15 protein-coding genes are annotated in these 16,725 nt (G+C 57.1%); 4 read left to right on the top strand and 11 right to left on the bottom strand.

Annotated elements, in window-relative coordinates; all coding sequences use genetic code 11:
• Nucleotides 1-154: 154 nt before the first annotated feature.
• Together queC and queE are read right to left on the bottom strand one after the other, a co-directional pair.
• Nucleotides 155-832 (bottom strand): 7-cyano-7-deazaguanine synthase QueC, encoded by a 678-nt coding sequence (queC, locus tag RBH33_RS17475; RefSeq protein WP_306733512.1) that lies wholly within the window; start codon nt 830-832, stop codon nt 155-157.
• A gap of 60 nt (nt 833-892) precedes the next feature.
• The gene (queE, locus tag RBH33_RS17470) at nt 893-1,543 is read right to left on the bottom strand and encodes a 7-carboxy-7-deazaguanine synthase QueE (protein WP_306733511.1); all 651 of its coding nucleotides are present in this window, start codon (nt 1,541-1,543) and stop codon (nt 893-895) included.
• A 164-nt stretch (nt 1,544-1,707) separates the two neighbouring features.
• Between queE and RBH33_RS17465 the strand changes: the two genes are divergently transcribed.
• Complete coding sequence (locus RBH33_RS17465; RefSeq protein ID WP_306733510.1) at nt 1,708-2,031, top strand: hypothetical protein; 324 nt, start codon at nt 1,708-1,710, stop codon at nt 2,029-2,031.
• A 93-nt stretch (nt 2,032-2,124) separates the two neighbouring features.
• Here RBH33_RS17465 and RBH33_RS17460 read toward each other — a convergent pair whose 3' ends face one another.
• The 4 genes from RBH33_RS17460 to RBH33_RS17445 form a co-directional block, all read right to left on the bottom strand.
• A complete protein-coding gene (locus RBH33_RS17460; protein WP_306733509.1) occupies nt 2,125-2,928 on the bottom strand; it encodes a PhoH family protein in 804 nt (267 codons plus the stop codon).
• Between the two features lie 426 nt (nt 2,929-3,354).
• Nucleotides 3,355-4,662 carry a sodium ion-translocating decarboxylase subunit beta gene (locus RBH33_RS17455; RefSeq protein WP_306733508.1) on the bottom strand — a complete coding sequence of 436 codons (1,308 nt, stop codon included), beginning with the start codon at nt 4,660-4,662 and terminating at the stop codon, nt 3,355-3,357.
• Between the two features lie 34 nt (nt 4,663-4,696).
• The gene (gene oadA, locus RBH33_RS17450; RefSeq protein WP_306733507.1) at nt 4,697-6,484 is read right to left on the bottom strand and encodes a sodium-extruding oxaloacetate decarboxylase subunit alpha; all 1,788 of its coding nucleotides are present in this window, start codon (nt 6,482-6,484) and stop codon (nt 4,697-4,699) included.
• 68 nt (nt 6,485-6,552) lie between these two features.
• Nucleotides 6,553-6,810: an OadG family transporter subunit gene (locus tag RBH33_RS17445; RefSeq protein ID WP_306733506.1), complete on the bottom strand. Its 258-nt coding sequence runs from the start codon at nt 6,808-6,810 to the stop codon at nt 6,553-6,555.
• A gap of 280 nt (nt 6,811-7,090) precedes the next feature.
• On the opposite strand from RBH33_RS17445, the gene RBH33_RS17440 reads away from it, so the two are divergent.
• A complete protein-coding gene (locus RBH33_RS17440) occupies nt 7,091-8,038 on the top strand; it encodes a tRNA dihydrouridine synthase (protein WP_306733505.1) in 948 nt (315 codons plus the stop codon).
• 32 nt (nt 8,039-8,070) lie between these two features.
• Here the strand turns inward: RBH33_RS17440 and RBH33_RS17435 are convergent, their stop codons facing one another.
• The 5 genes from RBH33_RS17435 to RBH33_RS17415 form a co-directional block, all read right to left on the bottom strand.
• Nucleotides 8,071-8,820, bottom strand: coding sequence for a hypothetical protein (locus RBH33_RS17435; protein ID WP_306733504.1), 750 nt, complete (start codon nt 8,818-8,820; stop codon nt 8,071-8,073).
• Between the two features lie 115 nt (nt 8,821-8,935).
• Entirely contained in the window at nt 8,936-10,624 is a 1,689-nt protein-coding gene (ggt, locus tag RBH33_RS17430) for a gamma-glutamyltransferase (RefSeq protein WP_306733503.1), read from the bottom strand.
• Nucleotides 10,625-10,765: 141 nt separating this feature from the next.
• The gene (locus RBH33_RS17425) at nt 10,766-12,550 is read right to left on the bottom strand and encodes a glycoside hydrolase family 9 protein (RefSeq protein WP_306733502.1); all 1,785 of its coding nucleotides are present in this window, start codon (nt 12,548-12,550) and stop codon (nt 10,766-10,768) included.
• A 200-nt stretch (nt 12,551-12,750) separates the two neighbouring features.
• Nucleotides 12,751-13,461 carry a DnaA regulatory inactivator Hda gene (gene hda, locus RBH33_RS17420; RefSeq protein ID WP_306733501.1) on the bottom strand — a complete coding sequence of 237 codons (711 nt, stop codon included), beginning with the start codon at nt 13,459-13,461 and terminating at the stop codon, nt 12,751-12,753.
• Between the two features lie 21 nt (nt 13,462-13,482).
• Nucleotides 13,483-14,574: a DUF2066 domain-containing protein gene (locus RBH33_RS17415; protein ID WP_306733500.1), complete on the bottom strand. Its 1,092-nt coding sequence runs from the start codon at nt 14,572-14,574 to the stop codon at nt 13,483-13,485.
• 403 nt (nt 14,575-14,977) lie between these two features.
• Here RBH33_RS17415 and purM point away from each other — a divergent pair, with 403 nt between their 5' ends.
• Nucleotides 14,978-16,027: a phosphoribosylformylglycinamidine cyclo-ligase gene (gene purM / locus RBH33_RS17410; protein ID WP_306733499.1), complete on the top strand. Its 1,050-nt coding sequence runs from the start codon at nt 14,978-14,980 to the stop codon at nt 16,025-16,027.
• A gap of 2 nt (nt 16,028-16,029) precedes the next feature.
• Nucleotides 16,030-16,701: a phosphoribosylglycinamide formyltransferase gene (purN, locus tag RBH33_RS17405; protein WP_306733498.1), complete on the top strand. Its 672-nt coding sequence runs from the start codon at nt 16,030-16,032 to the stop codon at nt 16,699-16,701.
• Nucleotides 16,702-16,725 lie beyond the last annotated feature (24 nt).

Here is a 16,725-nt window from a genome sequence, read left to right as displayed (position 1 = left end):
GGTTTACGACGTTTGCTGAACACTCACCCTGCGCGGCCTTGGACTTGCTTACGAAGCTATTCCGATTAAATTCCGGACAGCAGTACGCTGGCGCGAGAGTGACAAACGGAAAAACCTTCAAGCGCGGGCTCTACCTTCCGCTTAACCGCTGGACTCAACCACGATATCGCGTCTGATCCGACACCCCCGCCTGCTCGAATCCGAGCCGGCGCAGGCGGCAGCTGTCGCAGCGACCGCAGGCCTCGCCTTCATCGTTGGCCTGGTAACAGGATACCGTGAGGCTGTAGTCGACCCCCAGCGCCAAACCACGCTGGATAATGTCTGCCTTACTCAGAGTCATTAGAGGTGTGCGGATTTTCAATGCCTGACCTTCAACGCCTGCGCGGGTCGCCAAATTGGCCATATTCTCAAAGGCGGCGATGTACTCCGGGCGGCAGTCCGGGTAACCGGAATAATCGACGGCATTAACCCCCAAAAAAATGTCTGCGGCGCCCAACACCTCCGCCCAGCCCAGGGCAATGGACAAGAACACTGTATTGCGAGCAGGAACATAGGTGACGGGTATGCCTTGGGTTTCACTTTCAGGCACATCAATCCGGTCATCGGTTAACGCCGACCCGCCAATGGAGCGCAAATCCAGAGCGACTACTTTGTGCTCCCGGCTGCCCATTGCATGGGCGCAGCGCTCGGCGGCCACCAACTCCGCCCGGTGCCGCTGGCCGTAGTCAAAACTCAGGGTATAGCACTCAAAGCCCTCCTGGCGGGCGATGGCCAGCACGGTTGTGGAGTCCAGCCCGCCAGAGGCGAGTACTACGGCTTTGGGTTTTGTCATCTCTTGCTCCTACCTACGGTAACTCGCTGGTTGGCACTTGCCCGTGACAACCGCAGCCCGTCAATGCCCTGGGGTATCGCCCCACAAGATTTTGTGCAATTGCATTTGAAAGCGTACCGGTAAATTGTCTTCCAAGATCCAATCCGCCAGTTGGCGGGCTGTAACTTGCCCGTGACTGGGAGAAAACAACACCTCGCCGGCCCGCTCCACCAACCGATACTCGTCCAGCTTGAAGCGAGCCCATTCGTAGTCAGCCCGATCGCAAATAACGAATTTGATCTGATCCCGTGGTCCCAGCAACTCTATGTTGCTCCACAGGTTGCGACTAACTTCGCCGGAACCGGGGGTTTTTAGATCGACGACGCGTGCAACGCGCGGATCCACCTCATGCACGGGCATGGCGCCGCTGGTTTCCAGGGAAACATCGTATCCCGCATCGCACAGGCGAGTCAGTAAGGGTAAACAACCGGGCTGGGCCAGAGGTTCGCCACCAGTGACGCAGACATAGCGCGGTTCGTAGGACGCCACCTTGGCGCAAATAGCATCCAGAGTCAGACGTTCACCGCCGTAAAACGCGTATTCAGAGTCGCAATAGTGGCAGCGCAAGGGGCATCCGGTCAGCCGTACAAAAACCGTAGGCAGCCCCACGGTGCGAGCCTCGCCCTGGAGGGAGTAAAATATTTCAGTGATCTTCAGACTGGCTTGGGTCATGGGAGAGGCGGGCTGGTAAACCAAAGGGGCGCAGTGTACCCAAAGCCAGAGCGTGATGCGACCCCCACCCCGTTGCCCGTGCAACCCGCGGACTGATATGCTAGCTGATTGGCTGTTTTTTTAAATGGCGATCACTTCTGCTTTTGGATACCTGGCCCCCGGCGATGAAACCCATCAAAACCAAGCGCGAACTGCGTAAGGAGCTCGATCAACAAATGGCCGAGTACGTACAGGCCGGCGGAGAGGTTGCTGAAGTAGCCCCAGGGGTCAGTGGGCGAGAAGACCCCAAGGGACCATTGACCCCCCTGTTCACGCCACGAACAACCATCGAAGGGCGCACACTGGTTACGGAGGTCGTGGCCGCCGTCGAAGCCCGACGCCACCCGGCTCCGCCTAAATCAAAAAACAAGCCGAAGCGCCAGGCTCGCAAGCGAGTGATTCTCGACGACTTTGGACAGCCATTGCGCTGGGAGTGGGTCGAAGAGTGAGCCCTCTTACGCTGGTTGCGGCGCCGCGCTCTGCTGCATGCAACACGGCACCTCAACCCAGCGCAGGCGCGCCCTAAGACTATGACACTTCAGCTAGCGGTCTTCAGGCAACTCATAGCGATCAATAATATCCCGCACCAAGCCACTGCGCACAATGTCTTCGCGATCAAAGCGGTGAATGTAAACGTTGGGTAAACCAGCCAGTCGATCGATGGCGTCCTGAAGGCCATTGGCGCCGCGAATATCGCTCTGCTCGATGTCCCCGTTAATCACCACACGGCAATCCTCGCCAATGCGGGTGAGGAACATTTTCATTTGCGCAAGGCTGGTGTTTTGCGCCTCATCGAGCACCACAAACGTTCTGTTGTTAAAGGTCTTTCCGCGCATAAACGCCAGCGGTGCTGCCACTATGCGTCCGTGGCGAAGGCAGTAGTCCACGGTTCCCGCACCGAGGCGCTCGTTCAGAATATCCCGAAACGCATCAATATAAACCGAGAACTTCTCGTCCAAAGCGCCAGGAAGAAAGCCCAACTGCTCCCCCGCTTCCACGGCAGGGCGGGTGAGAATAATCCTTTCGATACGCCCGGATTCGAGAGCTTCGGCGGCTAGGGCACCAGCGCAGTAACTCTTCCCGGTGCCCGCCGGTCCGATACCAAAGGTCAGTGCATGATGCTGAATGGCATTAATGTACCGTTGCTGCGCATCAGTAAAAGCGCGCAGTGGCTGAGATGTTCGCTGAGGCGCATAAGCGGTTTCGAGTTGGCGAGAGCGGGAGTTTATTTCGACAATATTGCCGTTGTGGTTGCGGCGGGAGGAGTGGTTGTAGTCGGGTGAGCTGAAATCGTCCGGATAATTACGTTGGTTTTTTTTGCGCCTTGCGTGAGATCTTTTCGCCATGGGTGAAATCCCCCTCAGGTTCAAAGTATACAGGGGCCAGGCAATCGACTTTTGAAATGCTTACCGCAACAAAGCCGCTACACGCCACCTGCTGGAGTCGCTCTTAAAATTTACGCAATCGGGGCAAATTAAAGGATGGCCCCGCAACCTGATTACTCCTCCTGGCTGTAGGACTGGTGACTACGTCACGCATGAAAGCGCGACCCGAATGGGCTTACACCCAGAGCTAAAAAATGCTGCTCTAGTTAAATACTAGGTGCTATTTGAGGGGTGGTCAATAGAGCGTATGTGAATAATCTATGAAAGATTATTTCTGAAACACTTTCGAAGGATAGGTGGGTGCACTGCGCCAATTGGGTCCACGACTGCGCGTAAAAAAGTCCGAAAAAGGTGCGCGCCGGCGAAGTTACCGCCGGCGCAGCACTTTTACAGAGCAGACATCATGGAGATCATCACCCCGGCGGCCACAGCCGAGCCGATGACACCAGCCACGTTCGGCCCCATTGCATGCATGAGCAAATAATTTTGCGGGTTGGCTTCCAGGCCCACTTTGTTCGACACCCGCGCTGCCATAGGTACTGCGGACACACCCGCAGACCCAATCAGAGGGTTAACTTTGTGCTTGGAGAACAGGTTCATTAACTTGGCCATAAGAATACCCATGGCGGTACCTATGGCAAATGCCAGTATACCCAAGACCAGAATCCCCAAAGTTCTCGGATCCAGGAAAATGTCAGCGGCCAGTTTGGAGCCTACCGCCAGACCCAGGAAAATGGTGGTAATGTTGATCAAAGCGTTTTGCGCCGTGTCGCTCAACCGCGCTACCACGCCACATTCGCGCATCAAATTACCAAAACAGAACATCCCCAGTAGCGGAGCGGCCGTGGGTAGAAACAACGCCACCAGCGCTAACAGGACCAGAGGGAAAACAATTTTTTCCCGCCGCGACACTTGCCGCAACTGCTCCATTTTGATCTCGCGCTCAGCCTTGGTGGTGAGTGCCCGCATGATCGGCGGTTGAATCAAAGGTACCAGAGCCATATAGGCGTAGGCCGCCACAGCGATGGCGCCTAGCAACTGCGGCGCCAAAATGCTGGATACGTAAATAGCCGTTGGGCCGTCAGCGCTACCGATAATCCCAATGGCGGCGGCCTCCCCCAAGGAAAACTCCACAATGCCAAAGGCGGATAAGGCCACTGCGCCCATAACGGTAGCGAAAATGCCGAACTGCGCCGCCGCCCCCAAAAACAACGTTTTGGGATTGGCCAACAGAGGCCCAAAATCGGTCATGGCGCCCACGCCCATGAAAATGATCAAGGGTGCAATGCCGGAATCAATGGCGACACGATAGAAGGTATACAGCAGGCCGTCACTGAAACCCAACTCGACAGCCAGTCGGTGCGCGGTCGCCTGCTCAGCACTGGAAGCCTCTCGGAACAAACCAATCAATTCGGCAGTACTGGCTCCGGCGTCGGCACCAAGCGCTTGAGCCAGCGCTAGGACGACTTGCGCCTGCCCGGAGGCAAGAGCATTCTCTACCGCCGGGTAAGCTAGGCCCGCGCCGGGAATATTAGCCAGAATACAACCAAAGCCGATGGGTACCAGCAGCAGCGGTTCGAAGCCCTTGCGAATGGCCAGGAAAAGCAGCAGCAAGCCCACCAGCATCATCAGCAGTGGGCCCCAACTCATTAGGTAAAGGCCCGACTCGTGCCATAAGCGAACGAAGTTGTGCATAGATTATTCTCAATAATTAACTCGGCAGTGGAAACTAACCGATGCTCAGCAGCGTATCTCCTGCTACCACAGCATCGCCGGTGTCCACTTTTATGTCGGTGATGGTGCCAGCCCGGGGAGCGCTGACCTCAGATTCCATTTTCATGGCTTCCAGAATCAGCAAGGTGTCCCCTTCTTTAACTTCCTGGCCGACTTTTACCTTGACCGAGCAAATGTTTCCCCCCAAGGGTGCGGGCACTGGTTCACCTTCACCCGCAGCGGGCTTGCCCTTGCCACCGGCAATGCCGGAACCGGAGCCCAGGGGAACCAAACCCGTCACGTCGCCACCGTCGTTAACGGTGACCGTATAACTCTTGCCTTCTACCGTAACGGTGTAGACTTCTTCGCCCTTGTCGGTGGTCACAGGAGCGGTGCTGGCGCCAGTGGGTACAGGCTCAAATGCATCCGGGTTGTCACGGTTTTGTAGAAATTTGAGTCCGACTTGTGGGAACAGTGCGTAAGTCAGGACATCATCAATTTGGCCTTCGCCCTCGGTCAGAGAGATGCCCTTATCCTGGGCCGCCGCCAACAGCTCTTTGGACAGCTTATCCATCTCTGGCTGCAGCAGGTCAGCGGGACGGCAGGTAATGGGCTCCTCGCCTTCGAGTACTCTGGCCTGCAATTCGCTGTTTACGGGTGCAGGCGTGGCGCCGTACTCGCCTTTAAGTACGCCTTCCGTCTCGCGCGTTATGGTTTTGTAACGTTCACCGGTCAGGACATTCATTACCGCTTGGGTACCGACGATCTGCGAGGTGGGAGTTACCAAGGGAATAAAGCCCAGGTCCTCACGCACTCGGGGAATCTCCTCTAGCACCTGATCAAAGCGGTCTTCGGCACCCTGCTCCTTTAGCTGGCTTTCCATGTTGGTTAGCATGCCGCCAGGTACTTGAGCAATAAGAATCCGAGAGTCCACACCTCGCAACGAACCCTCAAATTGAGCATATTTGCGGCGAACTTCGCGGAAATAGGTGGCAATTTCTTCAAGCAACTCCAGGTTCAGACCGGTGTCCCGCTCGGTGCCTTCCAGTGTCGCTACCAGCGTCTCGGTGGGACTGTGGCCATAGGTCATGGACATGGAAGAGATCGCGGTATCGACGTTATCGATACCCGCTTCAACGCATTTGAGATTCGTGGCGTGGGCCAGGCCGGTGGTGGCATGGCACTGCATGTGGATGGGTATCGCGCAGCTTTCCTTGAGCCGTTTGACCAGCTCGTAACCCACGTAGGGCTTTAACAGCCCGGCCATGTCTTTAATGGCAATGGAGTCAGCGCCCATATCCTCGATGCGCTTGCCCATATCCACCCAAAGGTCGATGTTATGGACGGGACTCAAGGTATAGGAAATCGTGCCCTGGGCATGCTTGCCTTGCTGCTTCACGGCCTTCAGAGCCGTCTCCAGGTTGCGCATGTCATTCATAGCGTCGAAGACCCGGAACACATCTACACCATTGTAAGCCGCGCGTTCCACGAACTTCTCCACCACGTCGTCGGCGTAGTGGCGATACCCCAGGATATTTTGACCCCGCAAGAGCATTTGCATGGGGGTCTTGGGCATGGCCTTTTTAAGTTGGCGAATCCGGTCCCAAGGGTCTTCCCCAAGGTAGCGAATGCAGGCATCAAATGTGGCGCCCCCCCAGGTTTCCAGTGACCAGAAGCCTACCTGATCCAGCTTTTCCGCAATGGGCAGCATATCGTCGAGGCGCAATCGGGTGGCAAACAGGGATTGATGGGCGTCCCGCAACACCACATCCGTGATTCCCAGGGGTTTTTTAACCTCGCTCATGGCATTCTTACCTTTTCTACCATTGGTACTGTCAGCGTTTCAGGAAGGACTCCTCTAAACGCTCCAAATTATTTCTTGCGCTGGTCGCGATGCAATTCAAGCGCGGTTTTAATGACGGTCAGCAGACGCTGGTCTGGCACGGCCGGCTGCGGGGAAGTCTCCAGCCCTTCTCCAGTTATTTCTGGCACTTCCGGATCTTGGAAAAACCGGCGCATCACCGCTGACATGATAAGGGTGGCAACCACCAATAAGGTCAGAAACACCAGTACCGAGCCCATGCCATACAGCAGCAAGTCCAGGCCTTCTTGTAAGAGATTGCTGTCCATCGGATAAATCCTGTCTGTGATCGCGAGCGCCCGCCACCAGGGAGGGCCGGCCAATGTAGCCTGTCCGCAACTCAGTAGCAACTGAGGCCCCGGGCCTGGCTGGTGACCCAAGACTCAGCACCTTGCCGAGCCAAAAATGGTCGGCTATTTTCTCTTACCTTTCAAAAACTTACAAGGACGACATAGCTTCAGCACGGGAAGGCGGAGAGCTTTAGAGCTCTGTCTCCAGCGCGCAAAAAGGTTGCTCTCGGGGTAGAATGGCGCTTTTTAACGGTGCCACATGAAGTTATATCTTGCGCCAATGGAGGGGGTTGTCGACCATCAGGTCCGCGCCTTACTCACCGCCCTGGGCGGGCTTGATGGCTGTGTAACGGAATTTGTCCGGGTCAGCGCTGGAGCCTTACCGCGTCGAGTGTTCCGCCGCTACGCGCCGGAATTGGAGCACCAATGCCAAACTCCCAGCGGTGTACCGGTGAAAGTGCAGCTGTTGGGAGGAAACCCTGAACTCATGGCCCTGAATGCCCGCAGAGCCGTGCGAGCCGGGGCGATGGCGATCGATCTCAACTTTGGCTGTCCCGCCAAAACCGTCAACAAGAGTGATGGCGGAGCCTGTCTACTGCGCCAACCCGAGCGAGTCCACTCCATAGTAAAGGCGGTTCGGGATGCCCTGCCCGCCGAAATCCCTGTGTCCGCCAAAATCCGTCTTGGTTATGAGGACCGCAGCGCCTACCTGGACAACGCCCACGCTATTACGGCCGCGGGCGCCAATGAAGTGACCGTGCACGCTCGCTCAAAAGCCGACGGTTATCGTCCACCCGCCTATTGGGAATACATCGCCGAAATTCGTGAGGCGATCGCTATTCCGGTGATCGCCAATGGAGAGATTTGGAGTTGGGATGATTTTGAACGCTGCCGCGCCGTAACCGGCTGCGACCGCTTTATGCTCGGTCGGGGCCTGCTGGCCTGCCCGGATCTTGCCCGACAAGTTAAAGCCAGGCTGAGCGGTACGCCGGTAATTCCTATGGCTTGGTCAGAGGTTTGCGGCCTGCTTCACCACTACTACCAACTGACCCAGCCCCACTACCCCGTAAAACACTGCGGCAACCGAATCAAACAGTGGTTGATGTATTTGCGCCGTCAGTACCCGGAAGCGGACCGTTTTTTTGAAGTTATAAAGCGGGAACGGGCGCCGGAGCGCATTGAGGCCATATTTCAAGCAGCCGCCTGAGATATGGCCTGGCACCACAGCCTCATTGAAGATTAGGGGTAGCCGCTCTCGTCTTCATCCAGAATCACCTCCAGCACTTGCCATTCACTGCTGTACTGGGAGGTGTTGGAGAACACAATGCGCCCCTGGCCGCGATACAGGGCTTGTTCGCGCATCACGTCCTGCCCCCGGAAATTGAACGGCCGCCAGGCCTTCCCGGTTTGGTGCTGATGGCTGGCGGTAGGCGGGCCCGCAATGGCAACGGCTTCAGTACGACTCATGCCGGGGCGAACTTCAGATATCGGATGATATTGTCCATCGGTGCGTTGAGCGGGTGCTGACTGAGCGCTATTTTGCGCCGTGGCCTCGGCCACTTCCGTTAATGCCACACTGCCCGCCTCATAGGGTTCACCTTCTGGCAGACGGTTGGACAAATTCCGGTTCGCGTAGTTGGCCAGTTTGCGGTGCCCGGCTCCTTCTTTAACCGTTTGCAGGACGCCCTGATAACGATCCGTCTCGGCATTGGACAAGGCATTGGTAATCCAAGCCAGTGCATCTACTTCCGTCCCTCCTGTGGCGGCTTGGTAGTCCCGCAACAACACTTCGGCGGCGACATCCAGCACTCGGGGGTCGGATTCGCCGGAGCGGTGCATACTGCGTGCGGTACTGCGAATCGTAGCTGGGCCACCGTTGCTGAGCATTTCGATGTAACGTTCGCTGGCTGGCGACAGGGGCTCCTCAGCTTGAGCGACCATGGACAGCGCCAGAAGCAAGGCGCCAATCAAGGGGTAGTATCCACGCATAGCTTTTCCCTCCGATTCGATAAGCTATTTCCGTTGTTATTTTTCCTGCGCGTACCGCCGTCAGGCATCGGTGATGATCATGCCACAGGTTTTCGAAAAGCTGAATCTTTGCGGCTTACTCATGAACTCGGTTACGAGCTTCCAGGCGAGGTTCGGCCACACTGATAAATTGTCCTTGTTCGTCCAAGCCGATGGCTTGGGTGGAGCCGAAATCACCGAGTCGGCGTAACTCGTGCCCCTTGCCCTCCAACTCTTTGCGGATCGCTTCCGGCATCGTTTTTTCGACAAACAGGGCGTCGGGCCGCCATTGATGATGAATGCGCGGCACCATTAGAGCTTCCTCCAGCGGCAAGCCCAACTCCAGGGTTTGTACTAATGTCAGCACCACCTGGGTAATAATGGTTGGCCCCCCTGCCGAACCCAGCGTTAGCACGGGCTCACCCTTGGCATTGAGAACCACCGTCGGACTCATACTGGACAGGGGGCGCTTGCCGGGCTCAATACTGTTGGCTTCAGCCCCTATTAATCCGTAGATGTTTGGCTTCCCTGGTTGCGCGGAGAAATCGTCCATCTGGTTATTAAGAATTACACCCGTACCCGGCACCACAACTTTTGAGCCGAAGTTAGTGTTCACTGTTCCTGTTATGGCAACCCAGTTTCCATCCTTATCGGCGGCGGCAATGTGCGTGGTGTGTTTGCCGAACAACGCCTCTTCGGCCTTGGGCGGCGTACTGTGTCCTTCTACGTCTCGCGCACTTTTAAGAGAAATCCGTTCGGCCAATTGAGCCGCATATTCCCGGCTGACCAACCCCTTGGGCACCTTGGCAAAGGCGGGGTCACCCAGCCAGTAGGCCCGGTCGGCGAAGGCTAGCTTCATGGCTTCGGCGATCAAATGGTAGCGCTGCGCGGGGGTCATCTCAGCCAGATCAAAGTGCTCCAATATATTAAGGATTTGCGCTACATGCACACCCCCGGAGCTGGGTGGCGGAAAACCATAGATCTGGAAGGCGCCATAGCGACTGAGTACGGGCTCGGGATGTTCCAGCTCATAGCCAGCAAAGTCCTCGGCGGTTACCACGCCACCGTTACGCTTCATCCATTGGTCTACTTGCCGGGCAAATTCGCCCTGGTAAAAGTACTTGGGGCCTTCTTTAGCGATCTTGCGGTAAGTGCTGGCCAAATCTTTTTGTACAAGTTGATGGCCGCGCGGCCAGGGTTGGCCATCCGCGTCAAGGAAGATCGCTGCAGAGCCCGGAAAGCTCCGCAACTCCTCCGCATGTCGCTCCAACCGATAAGCAAACACTCCGTCAATGGCGAACCCTTTTTCAGCCAAGTCAGCCGCCGGCAACAGCAGCTCCGCCAAGGTTTTCTTACCACCTTTGCGCAGCATAAAGTCGTAGGCCGCCACCGCGCCCGGAATGCCTACTGCCAAGGCTCCAGTACGGCTCAACTCCGGGACCAGTTCACCCTCGCGCAGATACATGTCTCTGTGGGCTTTGGCTGGAGCCAATTCCCTACCGTCAATGGCTTCGACTTGCCCGTCTGCCCAGCGAATCAGAATAAAACTGCCGCCTCCAATGCCGGAGTTATGGCCGTCCACCACGCCCAGGGTAAGCGCCGCCGCCACAGCGGCATCCACAGCATTGCCACCGTCTTCCAGCACCGCCAAGGCCGCCTCGGTTGCTCTGGGCTGTACGGTCGCCACGGCGGCCTTGCCGTCCTCGGTCACGCCCGCATAGCCGCTAGCCCACGCGGGGCTCACTAGCACTAACCCAACCCACAGGGCAATTGTTCGAAACATCATTTTCTCTCCTGTCATTCTCCTAAGCGTAACCCTGCCCGAGCGCTCGGCCAAGCCTGTTCGCCGCAGAAACAAACAACAGGACAAAAAAAAGCCCAACTCCGCAGAGCTGGGCTTTTTGAAGCACGAGGTGCGAACCCCGATTTAGTCAGTCTGACGCAGCGCCTGAATAGCACCGGAAACATACACCAGAGGTGCATTCCAGTTAATGGCAATCTCGTTGGATGCGTAGCTGCACCAGTGATCCACGTAGGACTTAGCGGGTTTGTCGGAGGGGTAGCTGGCGCCGTCCTCTTCACAGTTTTCGCCGTCTTGCTGACCTGGTTGTGGGCCACCGGCAATGAAGCCGGGAATCGGCTCTTCAATGCCATCGGCATCCGACGGACGATGGTGAATGTGCATGGGTGTTTTACTGCCGTGTCCGGTTACGAACGAGTAGCCGGTAGCGTTGCGACCCAGGACATAATCCAACAGGGATTGAGCGGCTTCCAAGTACTCGCCGTCACCTTTGAGTCGATAACCCTGCAGCAACATCATGGCATTGTTCATGGCTACGGCGTTGCTACCCCAAACGAAATCTGAACGACGCATGGGTACCCGGTAAGCGGATTCCTGCCACTCGGCGTGCAGCTCCTGCGCGAGTTCGTCGATACGCTTGGCGATCAGCCGCTGATCCGCGATGGGAGTCAGGTTATCTCGGTGGTGCGCCAGGGACATCCAGGCCAGGCCGCGGGATTCGGCCCAGTTAGGCACCACATTGGCCAACTCGTCCGCCATAATGGCTTCGTAGTAGCGGTCCTGACCCGTGGTGATGTAGAGCTCTGCGGCGGCCCAACCAAATTCATCAAATAAGGTCTGATCGCCGTATTGACCAGTGTGGATGTCTTCCGGGTTGCGATAGGTCACATCAGGGTTGGCCTGAGCCCATTGCCAAGCGGCCTCGGCCGCTTCCAGCGCCTGGGTGGAAAAGCCGGGGAAGTCCTCCTCGTAGTCGGCGTAAACCCGGCTGGCCACAGCCATGACGGCCGCAAAGTTCAGCGCCGCCGCAGTACCCTTTTTCACTACATAGCGCTGATTGGTGGCCTCATGGGGCATGAGTCGGCCTTCGAACCTTTTGGTGGTCAGCTTGTGATAGACGCCACCATCGTTGGGATCCTGCATGGTCAACATCCACTCCAGGTTCCACATAATTTCGTCTAACAAGTCGGGCACACCATTACCGCTTTCTGGAATGTTCAGCTCGCGCTCGGCGTAGTACTCGGGGAAGTGCTCGTACGCTGCCAGGAGGGTATAGGTGGTAATGCCGGAGTTGACGATGTATTTGTTGTAATCGCCCGCGTCGTACCAGCCTTTGGGCCCGGAAATGATGGTACCTTCCGGCCGATGACGGCTGGCCGCTGAACTGTGAACTTTCACCTGATCATCCGGATGGCCAGCGGGACGAGCGTAGATGCCGGCGTGCTCTTCGAGCAATTCCGTACTGGCTCGATTGAAATAAAAGGCCTTCAAAGAGGCATCGTTCACATCAACGTAAACGTCTGGAGCGATGCTGAACGGATGCGAATCGGGCAGACCTTCCACGCGAATGCGGTATTCGCCTGTGCGACTGAAATCGGAAAAATCAGCAATTTTGACCGTTTCCCCGGAGTGGTCCCAAGTGCTGCTGGCGCTCAACCGGCCGCTATAAACCGCCGTATTAGTTCCCTCAGGAATCAGGCTAAATCTGTCCGCGCTGTTGCTGGGAACTACGGCCATCTTGGTAGCGGTGGGAGTAAAGCCCACCTGATTCACTTTAATGCTGGCCGAGCTCTCGGCGGGCGGTTGAGAGACTTGCGCGGATGAGGCGGAGTCGGTATCCACGCTTTGACAGGCGGACAGCAGAGCTGCGCTGGCGAGCATGGCCAGCAAACCACGACGGGGTTTGAGCATTGTTGTGTACCTCTATAATTATCATCATCTGCTCCAGCAGGGTCTGGAGACAGGGCTTTCCTCACGACATTGGGTGCGAGGCTCTTTAAGAGCGTGTGAGTATACCGAATTCAGCATGACGCACCAGACCGAGCCGGAAACACAGGAGCATCCTTACGCGCCTTTACACTTCTATACACTGGCTGGGTGCCTGAGGACGACTAAACCTGCAAGACGGATTTAACGAAAGGAATCGTGAGCCGGCGCTGTTGCGCCAGAGAAGCCCGGTCCAGTTGTTCCAGGCACTGAAACAAGGGCTTGGTGTCCCTGGGCACCCGCTGGAGAATGTACTGGGCTACCTCTTGGCTCAAGGCGAGCCCTCGAGCGTGGGCACGTTGGCGCAAAGCATCCAACTTCCCCGCATCATCCAGAGGGGTGACCTGGCAACTGACACCCCATTGAAGGCGCGAACGCAAATCCGGTAGCGCCAGGGGTAACTGGTGCGGCCCTTCTGCCGCTGCTACGACTAAGCAACGGCCGCGGTCTCGCAGGCGATTGTACAAGTGAAACAAGGCTTCTTCCCACGCCAAATCACCTGCCACAGCTTCGAGGTTATCCACACAAACCCCATCGAGCGAGTCGAGTCCTTCACACAGGGCCGCAGGCTCAAAAGCCGCTAATTCCGCCAGGGGTAAATATTGAAAGTTCAGGCCAGCATCTTGCGCCGCATGGCAACAGGCTTGAAGCAAGTGACTCAAGCCGGCCCCCGCCGCCCCCCACAACACAACCACGGGATCAGCGGCTCCTGCCAGCTGTGCGCGCAACAGCGCGACCGTCTGCGCGTTGCCAGAATCGGTCGGTGCGAAAAAATTGTCGAAGGTGGCGTCATCATTGAGATTAACGCCTAGAGAAAGCTGCTCGGGACCGGCCATGGTTAGCGGAGAAACCTCGCGTTAGTGTTGCCATCGGTACATGAGCGGATTGACCAGCGTACCCCTGGGTAAAAAGCGATTTTCCGGTAGACTCACCTCGTCGCTCTGGGCGCTGGGCACCAACTGCCCGTCCATGGATAAGGTGCTGAGCAAGCGAGACAAGTCGCCCTCAACATACAGCCGAATGGTCAACGCATCGGGGCGCAGAGCCACCAGCTCCGCTCGGCGAACCAACGCCAAGCCTTCCAAGTAACTCTGAGCACTCTTGTAGCTGCCAAAATCACTGACGCCCGACACCTGAATGATCGTTGCGTCTGGGCCTTCTTCTCGGGGGGTGATGGCATAAAGGCCGGCAAAGTGCTCAGCAACCCGATCCAATGCCAGGCTCAACAGTTCAGAAGGTGACTCGGCATCGAGAGCGAACGCCGGATCACCCAAAGGGTGGTACAGCTGCCAGTTGGAACGCACCATACCCGAGGAGGTGCGACTGTAACGACCTACCAAAATGGCATTGGCCGAATAACGGTTGGAGGCGCGGCGCACAGCGCTCTCGTCCATACTCCAAAGCTCGCGGGCGGAAATCGCCAGGCGATCCTCCAAATCTTGCAGCGGCAGAATCAGGGGCAAACCCCGCTTTTGCGCGTGCTGGCGAAGCAGCTGGCGTCGATCATCGTCAATGATCTGGCGCAGGCCATCGGAATCTTCGGTTACCAACCATACCAACACCGATGGCCGGTTCGCAGGCCAAAGGGGCAGCCCCGCCGAGCGCAACAGGCTTTCCACCGCCCCAGGCGAAAACTTTAGAGCCAGGCGCATAGCGGGCACCTCCCGGCCATCCACCTCGAGGGTTTCACGCGTGGAGGAATAATTAAATTCGTAAATGTAGTCCTGGGCTTGGGCAATAGCCTCGCGCACCTGTTGGTGATCGGCGGCTGAACGGTCGCCGGAAACCCGCTGGACCAATTCCTCGAAGGCCTGGCGCGCTGCCGCCCGCCGCTCCGATGCAGACTGTGAAGCCACCAACACCTCAGCCCGATAGATGTCCACCACCTGTCCGGCCCAACCAGAGGCAGACCAGGCCCACAAAATCGTGATGATCAAAATACGCGTCAAGTTATGCCCCTGTGATCGTTGACTATTGTCTTTATTACGCCAGCACTGTGTCAGCTGGCGCATTGTAACAGTCTATGGACGTCGAGAAACCCGACTCGTTTCACGAAGGGCCTGTTCACACTAATTCAATCATCACTGCTGGAGGCCATTTTTGCGTTCAGCAAGCGGAACGCCGCCCGGGCAAGCAGGAGTGTCGTGTAGTAAGTCTACATAAACGACTGATAACGCCGCTGGACGGAAAAATGGCCTCCAGCAGTGATGATTGAATTAGTGTGAACAGGCCCTAGCCCGCCTTTTCTGCAAGCGCGCGGAGAAACTGGTAGAATGAGCGCCGTTTTTATCACCCTTCTACCAACAGCGCATATTTGGCGCCACCACCAGCCCGAGAGCGAAGTAAACATCTATGAGTGAACAAGCCCCCCCGTCTTTAAGCTATAAGGATGCCGGCGTCGACATTGATGCCGGGGAAGCGCTGGTGGAACGAATTAAGGGTGTTGCCCAGCGCACCCGCCGCCCTGAAGTCATGGCCGGGCTCGGGGGCTTCGGTGCCCTTTGCGAGCTACCCACAGGCTATAAAGAGCCGGTATTGGTCTCTGGCACCGATGGTGTGGGCACTAAGCTACGCCTGGCCATGACACTGGATAAACACGACACCATTGGCATCGATCTGGTCGCCATGTGCGTAAACGATTTGGTCGTAGCCGGGGCCGAACCGCTGTTCTTCCTCGACTACTATGCCACGGGCAAGCTGAATGTGGACGTTGCGGCCGACGTGGTCACCGGCATTGGTGAAGGCTGTGTCCAGGCTGGCTGCGCCCTGGTTGGTGGCGAAACCGCCGAAATGCCCGGCATGTACGAAGGCGAAGATTACGATTTGGCCGGCTTCTGCGTCGGGGTGGTGGAAAAGTCCAAGATCCTTGATGGCCGCGCCGTCAAAGAAGGCGATACCTTGATCGGCTTGCCTTCCAGTGGTCCTCATTCCAACGGTTACTCTTTGATTCGAAAAATCATAGAGGTGAGCGGTGCCGACCTTAATCAAGACTGCGATGGCCGCCCTCTGAGTGACGCCTTGATGGCTCCTACGCGAATTTACGTCAAACCGTTGCTGACTCTGCTGAAAAGCTGTGATGTTCACGCTCTGGCACACATTACCGGCGGCGGCTTGCTGGATAATATTCCACGCGTACTGCCCAAAAACAGCAAGGCCGTAGTAGACACCCAAAGCTGGCAGATGCCCGAGGTGTTTCAATGGCTGCAGCGCGCCGGCAATGTGGAAGCCCGGGAAATGTACCGCACCTTTAACTGCGGTGTCGGCATGGTCGTGGCTGTGGCGGCCGCTGAGGCAGATCGTGCACTGGCGACTTTAAAAGACGCCGGACAGGACGCTTTCATACTCGGTCATATCGCGGACGCCCAGGCTGACGAGGCCCAGGTCGAGTTGCGAGGCCTTTAATCGTGACGGACGCGGACTCCCAGCGTACGCGCGTTGTGGTGCTCATTTCGGGCACCGGCAGCAATCTGCAAGCGCTGATCAATGCCCAGCAAGCTGGAGAGCTGCCCATTGAGTTGGTGGCGGTCATCAGTAACCGACCCGAGGCCAAAGGTCTAAAGCGGGCCGAGCGCGCCGGCATTCCGACGTGCGTGGTGGACCACACCCAGTTTGACGGTCGGGAAAGCTTTGATCAGGCACTGCAGCGCAAAATAGACGCTTATCAGCCGGACCTCATCGTGTTGGCCGGATTTATGCGCATACTCACCGAGGCCTTCACGCGTCACTATGAGGGCCGGATGCTGAATATTCACCCGTCCCTGCTGCCCAAGTACCAGGGCTTGAACACTCACGAGCGGGCTTTGCAGGCGGGAGATGAAGAACACGGGGTGACGATTCACTTCGTGACCGCCGAATTGGACGGCGGACCCATCGCGCTGCAAGCGCGAGTGCCGGTACTGCCGGATGACGACGCCACCAGCCTGGCACAGCGCGTCCTCGTCCAGGAACACCGCATCTATCCCTTGGCTGTGAAGTGGTTCGCCGAAGGGCGACTGCGCATGGTCGATGGGCGAGTTTTGCTAAATAGCGAACCTTTAGGGCCATCTGGGTATCCAATCGATACTCACACGTCGTAATACCCATTATGACCCCCTAAGTAT

It is taken from the genome of Marinimicrobium hydrolyticum, from assembly GCF_030848505.1.
Lineage (GTDB): Bacteria > Pseudomonadota > Gammaproteobacteria > Pseudomonadales > Cellvibrionaceae > JAVDDU01.
This window is presented reverse-complemented; position numbering and strand designations above follow the sequence as displayed.

Excerpts from the sequence above, each read along its gene's own strand:
- queC (WP_306733512.1), bottom strand. The coding sequence starts at position 832 with ATGACAAAACCCAAAGCCGTAGTACTCGCCTCTGGCGGGCTGGACTCC.
- queE (WP_306733511.1), bottom strand. The coding sequence starts at position 1,543 with ATGACCCAAGCCAGTCTGAAGATCACTGAAATATTTTACTCCCTCCAG.
- RBH33_RS17465 (WP_306733510.1), top strand. The coding sequence starts at position 1,708 with ATGAAACCCATCAAAACCAAGCGCGAACTGCGTAAGGAGCTCGATCAA.
- RBH33_RS17460 (WP_306733509.1), bottom strand. The coding sequence starts at position 2,928 with ATGGCGAAAAGATCTCACGCAAGGCGCAAAAAAAACCAACGTAATTAT.
- RBH33_RS17455 (WP_306733508.1), bottom strand. The coding sequence starts at position 4,662 with ATGCACAACTTCGTTCGCTTATGGCACGAGTCGGGCCTTTACCTAATG.
- oadA (WP_306733507.1), bottom strand. The coding sequence starts at position 6,484 with ATGAGCGAGGTTAAAAAACCCCTGGGAATCACGGATGTGGTGTTGCGG.
- RBH33_RS17445 (WP_306733506.1), bottom strand. The coding sequence starts at position 6,810 with ATGGACAGCAATCTCTTACAAGAAGGCCTGGACTTGCTGCTGTATGGC.
- RBH33_RS17440 (WP_306733505.1), top strand. The coding sequence starts at position 7,091 with ATGAAGTTATATCTTGCGCCAATGGAGGGGGTTGTCGACCATCAGGTC.
- RBH33_RS17435 (WP_306733504.1), bottom strand. The coding sequence starts at position 8,820 with ATGCGTGGATACTACCCCTTGATTGGCGCCTTGCTTCTGGCGCTGTCC.
- ggt (WP_306733503.1), bottom strand. The coding sequence starts at position 10,624 with ATGATGTTTCGAACAATTGCCCTGTGGGTTGGGTTAGTGCTAGTGAGC.
- RBH33_RS17425 (WP_306733502.1), bottom strand. The coding sequence starts at position 12,550 with ATGCTCAAACCCCGTCGTGGTTTGCTGGCCATGCTCGCCAGCGCAGCT.
- hda (WP_306733501.1), bottom strand. The coding sequence starts at position 13,461 with ATGGCCGGTCCCGAGCAGCTTTCTCTAGGCGTTAATCTCAATGATGAC.
- purM (WP_306733499.1), top strand. The coding sequence starts at position 14,978 with ATGAGTGAACAAGCCCCCCCGTCTTTAAGCTATAAGGATGCCGGCGTC.